Below are 12,928 nucleotides of genomic sequence, written 5' to 3'. Positions count from 1 at the left end.
GGTTGGAAGGGGTAACCCCCTTCCCGATGATCAGTTGGCCGATGCGACCTGAATGGCAGCAGGCGCGGCAGTCGCATTGTCTGCATATTCTTCGATCGCGCCTTTCAGCCAGGCTTCATACTCGGCCTCGGTCACGGCTTTCACAGTAATCGGCATATAGGCGTGGTCCTTGCCGCAAAGCTCGGAACACTGACCGAAATAAATGCCTTCTTTACCGGGCTCAACTTCAAACCAAAGCTCGGCCAGACGACCGGGAACGGCGTCTTGCTTTACACCGAAAGCAGGGATGGTCCACGAGTGGATCACGTCGGCCGCAGTCACTTGCATCACGACTTTCTTGCCGGTTGGCACAACAACGGCGGTGTCGGTCGCCAGCAGATAATCGCTTTGCTCATAACCGTGCTCTTCCAGTGCCGACTTATCCAAAAGGAAGCTGTCGAAGCCGAATTCATGCTCGGGATATTCATAACCCCAGTACCACTGGTATCCGGTGACTTTGATCACAACGTCACCTTTGGGGATCACCTGCTGCTGGAACAGAACCGGCAGCGAGAAAGCACCGATAAAGACCAGAATCACAACGGGGATCAGGGTCCATGCGATTTCAATGGGCGTATGGTGCGAGAAGGTTGCGGGCTCGGGATTGGCGCGGCGGTTGTGGCGTACAATTACCCACAGAAGCAGAGCAGTAACGAAAATCGTAATCCCGAAAATGATCACGTTGATCAGTCCGTCCAGTCCCTGCGCGGCTTCGGCAATATTTGTTGCGGCTGGCTGAAAACCCATACCGCCGTCAACCGGTTTACCGATCACCTCGAGGTTTTCTTGCGCGGTGGCGACACCCGCTGTCATCATTGCTGTTGCAGTGGCGAAAAGGCTGCTGAAACGCATCATGTTCGTCTTTCTCTTCCCTGTGCGGCCCAGCCCGATACCGGTGATTTCCGGTTCAAGCTGATGCGCACTCTTGCCTCTCCCGCACATAGGCGCGGGAATCCCTTGTTTCTCATTGGTGTGAAACCATATTAGAAAGCTGGGAACAAGGAAAAACCTTCGCAAGTTAATGAACAACACCGCGTTTAGCGCAAACTCGAGGCCCCCCATGACCGAGACCACCCCCTTTCGCCCTTTTGAGCATCTGATCAGCCAAGATCGGGCTCAAAAGATTCTGGCTGAAACCACCCACGGTGCGGATGACGGAGAGCTGTTCTTCGAACGCATGAGGTCCGAAGCCTTGGTATTTGATGACGGGCGGCTGCGTAATGCCAGCTACGACGCCTCGGAAGGATTTGGGTTGCGGGCCGTGAAAGGGGAAACCACGGGCTATGCCCATTCGACCGAAATCAGCGAATCCGCCTTAAAACGTGCGGCTTCGACAGCTCGGCTTGCTGTTGGAGATGGCGGTGGTACATGGGCTGATGCGCCTGTACGCACCAATCGCAAGCTCTATTCCGACAACGACCCGATGGCAGATGCCGGATTTGGCCTGAAGGTCGAAACCCTGCGTGAGATTGACGCCTTCACCCGTGACCTTGATCCGCGCGTGGTTCAGGTCTCGGCGACCATCGCGGCCTCTTTGCAAGAGGTGCATATCCTGCGCCCGGATGGCGCGCTGGTGTCTGACACCCGACCCATGACGCGACTAAATGTCTCGGTCATCGTCGAGAATGACGGGCGGCGTGAAAGCGGGTCGTCCGGCGGTGGTGGTCGCGCTGGTCTGACCGGGTTGATGGACGCGCGACACTGGCAAAGCACCGCGCGCGAGGCGCTTCGCATTGCGCTGGTGAACCTTGACGCGGTACCAGCGCCTGCGGGTGTGATGGACGTGGTGCTGGGCAATGGTTGGCCGGGCATCCTGTTGCACGAAGCCGTTGGCCACGGGCTGGAGGGGGACTTCAACCGCAAGGGCACCTCTGCCTTCTCAGGACTCGTCGGTCAGCAAGTCGCATCCAAGGGCGTGACCGTCGTGGATGATGGCACCCTGCCTGACCGCCGTGGATCAATCACCGTGGATGACGAAGGCACGCCTTCGGGTCGCGCGGTACTGATCGAGGACGGCGTGCTGGTCGGCTACATGCAGGATCGCCAGAATGCGCGTCTGATGGGGGTCGCCCCCACTGGCAACGGACGCCGCCAAAGCTATGCCCACGCGCCAATGCCGCGCATGACCAACACGATCATGGAAGGTGGCAACGCCACGCCGGAAGAGGTGCTGGGCGAGCTGAAAGACGGCATCTATGCCGTCGGCTTCGGCGGTGGTCAGGTGGACATCACCAACGGCAAGTTTGTGTTTTCCTGCACCGAGGCCTACCGCGTCGAAGGCGGCAAGGTCGGCGCACCGGTGAAAGGTGCAACCCTGATCGGCGACGGCCCGCAAGCGATGAAACAAATCCGCGCTATCGGAAACGATATGGCATTGGATCCGGGCGTTGGCACTTGCGGCAAGGCGGGGCAGTCGGTGCCGGTGGGTGTCGGGCAGCCGTCGCTGCTGATTGGCGGGTTGACCGTAGGTGGGTCGGCGGCGTGACCATTGTTGAAGGCATCACCAACCGCGTGCTTTCGATTGTCGGCAGCGCGTTAATCCTGATGTTCTTCTCCGAGTTCTTCTTCATGAACGAAGGCCCGGTGGATACGGTAATGTCGCTTCGGACCACCCCGGGCACAGCAATCATCGGGCTGGTAGAAACAACGGCCTACTACGCCTTAGCAGCCTGGGCGTTTCTTCTTTTACTTCCCTCTGCGCAACAACGGGGCATGGCGGGTGTGTTTCTGGTGGCGTGTTTATATGGCTGGATCACCGAAGGCGCGATCGTCCCTGTGGTTCACGAGGCCCCCCCCATTTCATGGATTTGGACATCGGTCAGTTGGCACGCTCCGATTGACGTGTTCTTGGGGCTCTATTTATTACGTCAGGTCTTGTGTGCACCGACACCGTGGGCTTCGGTCGCCTTGCATGCAGCCACGGGCATCGCTTGGGGTCTTTGGAGCACATGGACCTGGTCCGAACCTAAAAGCCAGCATCTATCCGGGTCAGATTTCTTGTTCTTTACCGTGGTGACCTCGGGGATTTGGGCACTGGGTTTGGTCTTGTTGTCCCGAGCACGGGTTTGGCACTCCGTCGCGCCGGAACGATGGAGCATTTTCCTGATTGTCTGGGCGTTGGGACTTCTGTGGGCCGCTGCTGCATTACCGTTATCAATCGGGCCATTGGCCTTAAGCGCACTGGCACTGTGGATGATCTTACGTCCTGGGGAAACGGACCGACAAAGTGCCGACCTGCCCGCGGGTGCCTTCCCGGCAAACCGCCTGTGGCATGTAGTTTTAGCCGCCATCACTGCAACGGGCACCGTCTGGTTGTGTGATGGCATGGGCTGGATGATCCCGACCGAGGAGATCACGGCTGCATTTTTCATGGCAGGTAGCGCAGCGCTCATTTGGGCATATTGGCAGGCCTTCACCCTCCGTTAACCATTTCCCAGGCATGGTTAATCCGCAAAAGACGGAATCAACCATGCCAACGGATTTACTCCCTTCCCTTCACCCCACCTGCTCACCCCAGTCAGCGGAAGATGAGCTGGATTGGATCCGTCTTTTGCGGTCGCGCCGCGTGGGTGTCGCGACATTCTTTCGGCTGCTGAACGAACACGGCACAGCACGCGCAGCACTTGAGGCTCTGCCAGAAGTCGCGCGCGCAGCTGGCGTAAAAGACTACGCGCCCTGCCCGATCGAGGTTGCCCAAGACGAACATCAGCGCGCGAAGTTTGCCGGTGCACGCATGATTGCGTGGGGTACACCCGACTATCCCGAACTGTTGTCCGAGATCTCGGACCCGCCACCGTTTTTCTGGGCAATGGGCGATCACACGCTTTTGCAAAGCCCAATGGTGGCCTTGATCGGCGCACGGAACGCCTCGTCCATCGGTACGCGCATGGCACGCAAGCTGGCAGGCGAGCTGTCTGAGGCAGGCTTTACTGTGGTCTCCGGGTTGGCGCGCGGGATTGATACAGTTGCCCATACCGAAGCGCTTGCCAAAGGAAAAACCGTCGCCGTGCAAGCGGGCGGCGTCGATGTGATCTATCCAAAAGAAAACACCGTTCTGGCCGAAGACATCGCGCGCGATGGGCTGCGGATTTCCGAAATGCCGCCGGGCATGACACCGCAAGCCCGCCACTTCCCGCGTCGCAATCGCCTGATCTCGGGCCTCGCGCGCGCTGTTGTGGTTGTCGAGGCCGCAGCGAAATCCGGCTCGCTTCTGACAGCCCGCAACGCCTTGGATCAGGGGCGCGATGTTCTGGCCGTTCCGGGCCACCCGTTCGACGCACGCGCCTATGGGTGCAACATGCTGATCCGCGACGGAGCGGTGCTGGTCCGCAACGCAGTCGATGTGGTTGAGGCCATTGGACCCGCCGCTCAAGCTCCGTCTACTGACGCGAATGTACAAACAAATGACGCTTCCGCCACTACAGAATCTGTTGGAACACGAGACAAAAGGACATTGGCAGAAACGGCCGAGCTGCACGGACAAATCCTGTCTCGGCTCGGGTCGTGTCCGCTGGCAGAGGATCAGTTGATCCGCGACATCGGCCAATCACATGGTCTGGGATCACAACAGATTCTACCGGAATTGGTGAACCTGGAACTGGACGGGCGCATCATGCGCCAACCCGGGGGGCTTTTATCAAAGCTCTCTTAACTGCGTTTCCCAATTGGTAACTTAACTTTACCAATTTAGCGCTAAACCTTTCACAAATCCTTCAAAAACTATTGCGCTGCAGCGCGGCAAGCCCTACGAATCCGGCAATTCCAAAACCGGAACCTAGGGGAAACTTGATGCGCGACTTCCAGAAAATCCTGATTGCCAACCGGGGCGAGATTGCCATCCGCGTCATGCGGGCAGCAAACGAGATGGGCAAAAAGACCGTTGCGGTCTATGCCGAAGAAGACAAGCTGGGCCTGCACAGATTTAAAGCCGACGAAGCGTATCGCATCGGCGAAGGCATGGGCCCGGTTGCGGCTTACCTGTCGATCGATGAGATCATCCGCGTCGCCAAGGAATGTGGCGCAGACGCGATCCATCCCGGCTATGGCCTTCTGTCTGAAAACCCGGATTTCGTGGACGCCTGTGCTGCGAACGGCATCACCTTCATCGGCCCCAAGGCGGAAACCATGCGTGCGCTTGGCGACAAGGCCTCGGCCCGTAAGGTTGCGATTGCCGCCGGCGTGCCTGTCATTCCAGCGACCGAGGTTCTGGGCGACGACATGGTCGCCATCAAGAAAGAAGCCGCGGAAATCGGTTACCCCTTGATGTTGAAAGCAAGCTGGGGCGGCGGCGGTCGCGGCATGCGCCCGATCCATTCAGAAAACGAGGTCGAGGAAAAGGTACTGGAAGGCCGCCGCGAAGCCGAAGCCGCCTTTGGCAATGGCGAAGGTTATCTGGAGAAGATGATCACCCGCGCCCGCCACGTCGAGGTACAGATCCTTGGCGACTGCCATGGCAACATTTATCACCTTTATGAACGCGACTGTTCAGTTCAGCGTCGCAACCAAAAAGTGGTTGAACGCGCGCCCGCGCCCTACTTGTCCGAAGCTCAACGCGAAGAGCTGTGCGAGCTTGGCCGCAAGATCTGTAACCACGTGAACTATGAGTGCGCGGGCACAGTTGAATTCCTGATGGATATGGAAAGCGGCAAGTTTTACTTCATCGAAGTGAACCCCCGCGTGCAGGTCGAACACACCGTGACGGAAGAAGTCACCGGCATCGACATCGTGCAGGCGCAAATCCTGATCGCCGAGGGCAAGTCGCTGGCCGAAGCCACCGGCAAAGCCAGTCAATATGACATCCGCCTGAACGGCCACGCGCTGCAAACCCGCGTGACAACGGAAGACCCGCAAAACAATTTCATCCCGGACTACGGCCGCATCACGGCCTATCGCTCAGCCACTGGCATGGGCATCCGGTTGGACGGCGGCACGGCCTATGCGGGCGGCGTCATCACGCGCTATTACGACAGCCTGCTGACCAAGGTTACAGCCTGGGCGCAGACACCAGAGAAGGCGATCGCACGCATGGACCGCGCGCTGCGCGAATTCCGTGTGCGTGGGGTGTCGACCAACATTGCGTTTGTCGAAAACCTGCTGAAGCACCCTGTGTTTCTGAACAATCAATACACCACGACGTTCATCGACGAGACGCCAGAGCTGTTCAAGTTCTCGAAACGTCGCGACCGGGGCACGAAAGTGTTGACCTATATCGCGGATATCACCGTGAACGGGCACCCTGAGACCACAGATCGTCCGGCCCCGCCCGCTGATCTAAAAGAACCCAAACCACCTGCGCTGCGCGCGGAACCGGCAGCTGGATCGCGCACCTTGCTTGAAGCAGAGGGCCCGCAGGCCGTTGCCGATTGGATGAAAGCGCAAAAGCAGCTTCTGATCACCGACACGACAATGCGCGACGGGCACCAGTCGCTTCTGGCGACGCGCATGCGCTCGATCGACATGATCAAGGCGGCACCGGCTTATGCCGCCAACGTGCCCGAGCTGTTTAGTGTCGAATGCTGGGGTGGCGCGACATTCGATGTGGCTTACCGTTTCTTGCAAGAATGTCCGTGGCAACGCCTGCGCGACTTGCGCGAGGCGATGCCAAACGTGATGACGCAAATGCTGCTGCGTGCGTCAAACGGCGTAGGGTATACCAACTACCCGGATAACGTGGTGCAGGCGTTTGTGGGTCAGGCCGCAAAGTCAGGCGTTGATGTGTTCCGCGTGTTTGATTCACTCAACTGGGTTGTAAACATGCGCGTGGCGATGGATGCCGTGGTTGAAGCAAACAAAGTTTGTGAAGGCACAGTTTGCTACACCGGTGATATCCTGAACCCGGATCGTTCGAAATACGACCTGAAATACTATGTCGGCATGGCCAAGGAACTCGAGGCTGCAGGCGCACATGTGCTGGGTTTGAAAGACATGGCTGGCCTTTTGAAACCCGCCGCCGCGCGCGTTTTGATCAAGGCGCTAAAGGAAGAGGTCGGGTTGCCAATTCACTTCCACACCCATGACACGTCAGGCATCGCAGGTGCAACCATCCTGGCCGCAGCTGATGCGGGAGTAGACGCAGTGGACGCGGCGATGGACGCGTTCTCGGGCGGCACGTCGCAAGCCTGTCTTGGCTCGGTCGTTGAAGCATTACGCAACACCGACCGCGACACCGGGCTGGACATAGGTGCGATCCGCGAGATTTCCAATTACTGGGAAGGCGTGCGCCAACAGTATGCAGCCTTCGAAAGCGGGCTGGAGGCACCGGCTTCAGAGGTTTACCTGCACGAAATGCCGGGCGGTCAGTTCACCAACCTGAAAGCACAGGCGCGCTCATTGGGGCTGGAAGAGAAATGGCCGGACGTGGCGCAAAGCTATGCGGATGTGAACCAGATGTTTGGCGATATCGTAAAGGTCACGCCATCTTCGAAAGTGGTCGGAGACATGGCGCTGATGATGGTAAGCCAAGGCCTGACACGCGACGAGGTAGAGGACCCCAAAACCGACGTGGCCTTCCCTGATTCAGTAGTCGACATGATGCGTGGCAATCTGGGCCAACCTCCCGGAGGCTTCCCAAAATCCATCATCAAGAAGGTGCTGAAGGACGAGAAACCCAATGTGGAACGTCCGGGCAAGCATCTGGAACCCGTTGATCTTGAAGCCGCCCGTGCTGAGCTGTCCAAAGAGCTTCAAGGCTTCAAAGTGGATGATGAGGATCTGAACGGATATCTGATGTATCCCAAGGTCTTTCTGGACTACATGGGTCGTCACCGCCAATACGGCCCGGTACGCACACTGCCCACCAAAACCTTCTTCTATGGCATGGAGCCAGGGGAAGAGATCTCGGCCGAGATTGATCCAGGTAAGACGCTGGAGATCCGGCTACAGGCCCTTGGTGAGACCGATGAAAACGGCGAAGTGAAAGTTTTCTTTGAATTGAACGGTCAACCGCGCACGATCCGCGTTCCAAACCGCCTGGTCAAATCTTCGACCCAAGCGCGCCCCAAAGCCGAAGATGGCAATGCAAACCATGTTGGTGCCCCTATGCCGGGTGTGGTGGCTTCTGTCGCAGTGACAGTTGGTCAGCAAGTGAAAGAAGGGGACCTTCTGTTGACCATCGAAGCGATGAAGATGGAAACCGGTATCCATGCAGAACGCGATGCGGTGGTCACCGGATTGCATGTGCAGGCCGGAGGGCAAATTGATGCTAAAGACCTGCTGATCGAACTGGAGTAGATCACAGCACCAGATGACGAAAACGGCCGCCCCAAAAGGCGGCCGTTTTTCTTTTTTACACAAGATCTTTGGTCGAGTTTTCAGCCAAATGGGCAATCGCGACTTTGACGTGCTTTAACCTGACAGTTGTTGTGCTGATTGTGTGCATCGCGGTGGTATTCCTCGTGACATGTTGGGCAGAGGGCCACAGGCGTTAGAACACGCCCGGCCCCACCCAAAGAAGCCATAAATTCTTCACCACAGACCTCAAGGCTTTCGCCCTGCGCCTGAAGTTCCGAAGCCGTCACACCACAAACGACACATTGGCCAAGCGCGAGTGCTGAGACACGCTCACGCTCGGAAACTACCCTCTGGTAGTTGCAAGCAGTTAACTCCAAACTCACCCTCCCCCGGATGATTCTGATACTCGTTGACGTAAGTGGAACCAGATTACATCAAATTCTGGCTTAAATATGATCACATCTCTGTGCACTTAGCCCAGCCCCCATCATTCCAGGGCCTGTCAGCAAAAAAAAGAAGGGGAATCGCGCTTTTCCTCTTGCAGCCCGCGCATGTATTTCCTATTTCACGCCTCACCGAAGGAAGCGGGCGTAGCTCAGGGGTAGAGCATAACCTTGCCAAGGTTAGGGTCGGGCGTTCGAATCGCCTCGCCCGCTCCAATCGGTTACCCGGTCTGGTCACCCGCCAGACAAAGCCATAGGAAGCGGGCGTAGCTCAGGGGTAGAGCATAACCTTGCCAAGGTTAGGGTCGGGCGTTCGAATCGCCTCGCCCGCTCCAAATGGAACAAAGTTCCCAGATTTGATGAATTTGTGCTGTGCAACCTCAACGCGATGCGTTGGACCAGCGTGGCATGTTCAATGCGGCACGTACAAAAAAACGAAGGGGACGCGCATAGCGCATCCCCTTACCCCAATTCATCCTTCCCCTCAGAGGATGTTCGGGTTCAGGCGCTCAGAGACTGGCGCCCGGCAAGTTCATGGATCATGGACTGGATCTGAGCCCGGATCTTGTCATCCGAGATCGACGAAAGCGCTTGTGCAGCCTTGGCTGTACGCTCGTCCAATGCTTCGCGTTCAGGCATGCCAGCTCGCGGCAGCCCTTCGAAAAAGTAAGCAGGTTCGACATCAAGCAGTTGTGCGATTTCGAACATTTTGCTGGCTGAAACGCGGTTGTACCCGGTTTCGTATTTTTGAAGTTGCTGGAACGACAGTCCCAGTTTCTCGGCGACGTTTACCTGTGTCATGCCGCGCAACAGACGCACTTCGCGAATTTTCTTTCCGACATGAATGTCTACCGGATGTACCATTTTTTCACCACATAATTGTTTCCCGCTAAGGGAGAATGGCATCAAACGATATGAAACCCAATTGGTGAGTAATGAACATCTATGTAACATTTTTGATTGCATGATGGATGATTTATGTTACCAACTCTGTATAACGCCTTTTTTACAAGGCTTTGGTGATCGTCCCACCGGCAAGCTGGGTGACGCGTTTCACCCCCGTGAACAATGCGTTTACAGTTAAGGGAACATAAATGACCCATCGTGATGCACCTGCACTGCTGTATGAGATGCTCAGGTCATTCGCCTCATTGGCGCAAACGCTGAACCTTTCAAGGACCGTCAAAGACCTTGGAAGCACGCGTCAAACCGTCCGCAGACACATCGCCCAACTTGAAGAATATATGGGAAACCCGCTCTTCTCGTTTGACAACCGTCAGTACAAACTGACTGAGACCGGTGAGAACGCCCTAAAAGAAGCCGAAGAACTTCTGGCGCGCGGCGAAGCTTGGTTGAACAGTGAAAGCCGACATGTCTTTGGTCTGCACTACCTCGCATTGCAGGATGGGAAGATCCCGTACTTCCTGCAACAACACCCGCTGACCGCTCTTTGGGACAACTCATCCGAGCTTTTGAAGTTCGGGTTTCACTGCTGGGCGCAATCCGAAGGAGAGCTTGAAAGCCCAAGTTTTGCCAAGTTGCGACCTTATTTGATGGTCTTCCGGTACAACCAGTTAAACGGGGATTGGATATGTACTGAAGTGGGCGAAAAATCATCCTTCGCAACCTGGTTTGGGTGGGAGAAATATCGATCTGCCGTTGGACGAAGCGCCGTTAATTTGCCCACCGACAAAGGTTACAGTTATCTGCTGACCCAATCTTTTCACGATGTGGCCAGCACCCGAAGCATTCGACTTGATCACATTCATACCCATATGCCGTACGGTCCTGAGGCCACGCCGACGCCGATTTCGTACCACCGTTTGGTGATGGCATGTCGGTACGCAGATGGTGATCTGGCTCTGGCGACGCTGATTGATCGCACAATGAATGTTCAGATTTTGGAATTGCCGAATGAGATGCGTCTTGCGATGCCGCCAGAACTGGCGATGGACATCAAACCACCTTTCTGACATGTTCCACCCGGCGCCTGTGTCCAGTTCGCGCCACATTCTTACCAAAATTCAACCATAGGCACGTTCGTTCGACAAATCGCAACGTCTGCGCGAAACTTGGTCACGACCACTAACCACGAGGTTCCGATGACCATTCACGACACATTCACCGGCGCGCAGTACATTACACGCATGCTGGACATCATTAACGACAAAGGGGTGATGATCGAAATCGGATCAGATTTTGATCTCTATGCTCGTTATATTGCCGAACACCGAACCAAGCTGCCGCTGGGACTGGCATTTGATCCTGAAAATCAGAAACTGACCGAAGATAACGGGTTCTGGATCGTAGGCTGGGACCGTGAAGGCAAGATGATGCATTCACAGGCAATGCGCATGATTGATATGTCCGACACCTACCTATCAGACTATCTTAGCGAGAATTTTCAAGGGTTTGCACCACCTGGGTGCACTTTGGATATGAACAGAAGTATGTATCGTGCGGGGCCTGGTGCGAAGCGGATCACTGGTAAAATCTGCTACCACGGCGACCTATGGGTTGAGAGCAGCGAACGATATCGCGGTACGGGCCTTCCTGGGATTCTGGCCCGATTTGCATTGGCGACAAGCCTGCTGCGCTGGTCCCCCGATCATGTGTTTGGTTTTATGGCGCAACATCATGCATTCCGTGGGCTTGCCGAACGCGAAGGTTACATGCATTGCGAACCCGGTGCTTTGGAACTGCACGCGCGAGAGCTGAACACGGTGATTCGCGGTTTTTTGACTTATATGTCCCGTGAAGACCTGAGTTTTCTGATGGAGATCTGCCCGCAGGAGTATGTTCAATCGCAAGCTGCATAGATCTTCACATACAGTGGCAGGCTGGTTTTTATCACGTTCAACCCCTCAAAGCGGGATAGCCACACATTGCTTACTCAGTTTCAAAGCTGCCTTTTCGCCACTGCGTTCCCCCCCTATAAGGAGCGCAGTTAGAAGAAGGATGACCTGATGCGGCGTGCCTCGATTACACGTAAAACCGCGGAAACCGCGATCTCGGTCGAGCTGAACCTCGACGGGACCGGAAAATATGACAACCAGACTGGCGTGGGGTTCTTTGATCACATGTTGGATCAGTTGTCGCGCCACTCGCTGATCGACATGACGATCCGCGCCGAAGGGGATTTGCACATCGACGATCACCACACGGTCGAAGACACCGGTATTGCCATCGGGCAAGCGCTGGTCGAGGCACTTGGCGACAAGAAAGGCATCCGTCGTTATGGCGAATGCCACTTGCCAATGGATGACGCGCAAGTGCGCGCGGCGCTGGATCTGTCGGCCCGCCCGTTCCTGATCTGGAATGTCGAATTCGCCGCCCCCAAAATCGGCACGTTCGACACGGAACTGGTACGCGAGTTCTTCCAAGCGCTGGCGACCCATGGCGGCATCACGTTGCATATCGACCAAATTCACGGCTTCAACGCCCACCACGTGGCCGAGGCCGCGTTTAAAGCTGTGGCGCGCGCCTTGCGTGTGGCTGTTGAAACCGATCCGCGCAAAGCGGACGCCATTCCATCGACCAAGGGTGCTCTGTAAAGCACGCCCGACCCGGAGACCAACATGCTGACCGTGATCATCGACTATGACAGCGGCAACCTGCACTCGGCCGAAAAAGCGTTTCAACGCATGGCAGCCGAGACGAATGCAGGCGACGTGATCGTGTCCCCCAAGCCCGAAGACGTGACCCGCGCCGACCGCATCGTTCTGCCCGGCGACGGGGCCTTCCCCGCCTGCCGTCAGCAGCTGTCCGACCATCGCGGCATCTATGAAGCGCTGGAAGAGGCGGTGATCCGTCAGGGCCGCCCTTTCATGGGCATCTGCGTGGGCATGCAAATGCTCGCCACCGTAAGCCACGAATATCAGGACACGGACGGGTTTGACTGGATCAAGGGGCATGTGCGCAAGATCACACCCGCTGACCCGGCACTGAAGGTCCCGCATATGGGCTGGAACGATCTGGTGATCGACAGCACCCACCCTGTGCTTGATGGCGTGACAACGGGCGACCACGCCTATTTCGTGCACTCCTACCACTTTGTCGTGGACCACCCTGCCGACCGTTTGGCCCATTGCGACTACGCGGGCGACATCACCGCCATTGTGGGCCGTGACAACATGATCGGCATGCAGTTCCACCCAGAAAAAAGCCAGGCGGCGGGGTTAAGGATGATCGCGAACTTCCTGAGCTGGACACCATAA

General features: G+C 56.6%; 11 protein-coding genes and 2 tRNA genes. 10 read left to right on the top strand and 3 right to left on the bottom strand.

The annotated features are described in order from the left end of the window. Nucleotides 1-30 precede the first annotated feature (30 nt). Nucleotides 31-891, bottom strand: coding sequence for a cytochrome c oxidase subunit II (gene coxB / locus MWU55_RS06630; RefSeq protein WP_246935695.1), 861 nt, complete (start codon nucleotides 889-891; stop codon nucleotides 31-33). 208 nt (nucleotides 892-1,099) lie between these two features. Between coxB and tldD the strand changes: the two genes are divergently transcribed. The 4 genes from tldD to MWU55_RS06610 all read left to right on the top strand — a co-directional run bounded on the left by tldD (nucleotide 1,100) and on the right by MWU55_RS06610 (nucleotide 8,268). Continuing rightward, entirely contained in the window at nucleotides 1,100-2,524 is a 1,425-nt protein-coding gene (gene tldD, locus MWU55_RS06625) for a metalloprotease TldD (protein ID WP_246935120.1), read from the top strand. Further along, nucleotides 2,521-3,465: a hypothetical protein gene (locus tag MWU55_RS06620; protein ID WP_246935119.1), complete on the top strand. Its 945-nt coding sequence runs from the start codon at nucleotides 2,521-2,523 to the stop codon at nucleotides 3,463-3,465. The genes tldD and MWU55_RS06620 overlap by 4 nt, the downstream gene beginning before the upstream one ends. A 43-nt stretch (nucleotides 3,466-3,508) precedes the next feature. Next, a complete protein-coding gene (gene dprA / locus MWU55_RS06615; protein WP_246935117.1) occupies nucleotides 3,509-4,690 on the top strand; it encodes a DNA-processing protein DprA in 1,182 nt (393 codons plus the stop codon). 137 nt (nucleotides 4,691-4,827) lie between these two features. Next, nucleotides 4,828-8,268 carry a pyruvate carboxylase gene (locus MWU55_RS06610; RefSeq protein WP_246935116.1) on the top strand — a complete coding sequence of 1,147 codons (3,441 nt, stop codon included), beginning with the start codon at nucleotides 4,828-4,830 and terminating at the stop codon, nucleotides 8,266-8,268. 80 nt (nucleotides 8,269-8,348) lie between these two features. On the opposite strand, the gene MWU55_RS06605 is transcribed toward MWU55_RS06610, so the two are convergent. Next, nucleotides 8,349-8,645 carry a hypothetical protein gene (locus MWU55_RS06605; RefSeq protein ID WP_246935112.1) on the bottom strand — a complete coding sequence of 99 codons (297 nt, stop codon included), beginning with the start codon at nucleotides 8,643-8,645 and terminating at the stop codon, nucleotides 8,349-8,351. Nucleotides 8,646-8,852: 207 nt separating this feature from the next. On the opposite strand from MWU55_RS06605, the gene MWU55_RS06600 reads away from it, so the two are divergent. Beyond that, a tRNA-Gly gene (locus MWU55_RS06600) sits at nucleotides 8,853-8,927 on the top strand. Between the two features lie 44 nt (nucleotides 8,928-8,971). After that, nucleotides 8,972-9,046 (top strand) — tRNA-Gly (locus MWU55_RS06595). A 166-nt stretch (nucleotides 9,047-9,212) separates the two neighbouring features. Here the strand turns inward: MWU55_RS06595 and MWU55_RS06590 are convergent. After that, nucleotides 9,213-9,575 carry a helix-turn-helix transcriptional regulator gene (locus MWU55_RS06590; protein ID WP_246935111.1) on the bottom strand — a complete coding sequence of 121 codons (363 nt, stop codon included), beginning with the start codon at nucleotides 9,573-9,575 and terminating at the stop codon, nucleotides 9,213-9,215. Nucleotides 9,576-9,805: 230 nt separating this feature from the next. Between MWU55_RS06590 and MWU55_RS06585 the strand changes: the two genes are divergently transcribed. From MWU55_RS06585 to hisH, 4 genes are all read left to right on the top strand, one after another. Continuing rightward, on the top strand, nucleotides 9,806-10,684 hold the full coding sequence (locus MWU55_RS06585) for a LysR family transcriptional regulator (protein WP_246935110.1): 879 nt from the start codon (nucleotides 9,806-9,808) through the stop codon (nucleotides 10,682-10,684). Nucleotides 10,685-10,813: 129 nt separating this feature from the next. Beyond that, nucleotides 10,814-11,530 (top strand): hypothetical protein, encoded by a 717-nt coding sequence (locus MWU55_RS06580; protein ID WP_246935109.1) that lies wholly within the window; start codon nucleotides 10,814-10,816, stop codon nucleotides 11,528-11,530. A gap of 147 nt (nucleotides 11,531-11,677) precedes the next feature. Next, nucleotides 11,678-12,265, top strand: coding sequence for an imidazoleglycerol-phosphate dehydratase HisB (gene hisB / locus MWU55_RS06575; protein ID WP_246935108.1), 588 nt, complete (start codon nucleotides 11,678-11,680; stop codon nucleotides 12,263-12,265). A gap of 24 nt (nucleotides 12,266-12,289) precedes the next feature. After that, nucleotides 12,290-12,928, top strand: coding sequence for an imidazole glycerol phosphate synthase subunit HisH (gene hisH / locus MWU55_RS06570; protein ID WP_246935106.1), 639 nt, complete (start codon nucleotides 12,290-12,292; stop codon nucleotides 12,926-12,928).

The sequence above is a fragment of the Aliiroseovarius sp. F20344 genome (genome assembly GCF_023016155.1).
Lineage (GTDB): Bacteria > Pseudomonadota > Alphaproteobacteria > Rhodobacterales > Rhodobacteraceae > Aliiroseovarius.
This window is presented reverse-complemented; position numbering and strand designations above follow the sequence as displayed.

Excerpts from the sequence above, each read along its gene's own strand:
- MWU55_RS06590 (WP_246935111.1), bottom strand. The coding sequence starts at position 9,575 with ATGGTACATCCGGTAGACATTCATGTCGGAAAGAAAATTCGCGAAGTG.
- hisB (WP_246935108.1), top strand. The coding sequence starts at position 11,678 with ATGCGGCGTGCCTCGATTACACGTAAAACCGCGGAAACCGCGATCTCG.
- coxB (WP_246935695.1), bottom strand. The coding sequence starts at position 891 with ATGCGTTTCAGCAGCCTTTTCGCCACTGCAACAGCAATGATGACAGCG.
- MWU55_RS06580 (WP_246935109.1), top strand. The coding sequence starts at position 10,814 with ATGACCATTCACGACACATTCACCGGCGCGCAGTACATTACACGCATG.
- tldD (WP_246935120.1), top strand. The coding sequence starts at position 1,100 with ATGACCGAGACCACCCCCTTTCGCCCTTTTGAGCATCTGATCAGCCAA.
- dprA (WP_246935117.1), top strand. The coding sequence starts at position 3,509 with ATGCCAACGGATTTACTCCCTTCCCTTCACCCCACCTGCTCACCCCAG.
- MWU55_RS06585 (WP_246935110.1), top strand. The coding sequence starts at position 9,806 with ATGACCCATCGTGATGCACCTGCACTGCTGTATGAGATGCTCAGGTCA.
- MWU55_RS06610 (WP_246935116.1), top strand. The coding sequence starts at position 4,828 with ATGCGCGACTTCCAGAAAATCCTGATTGCCAACCGGGGCGAGATTGCC.
- hisH (WP_246935106.1), top strand. The coding sequence starts at position 12,290 with ATGCTGACCGTGATCATCGACTATGACAGCGGCAACCTGCACTCGGCC.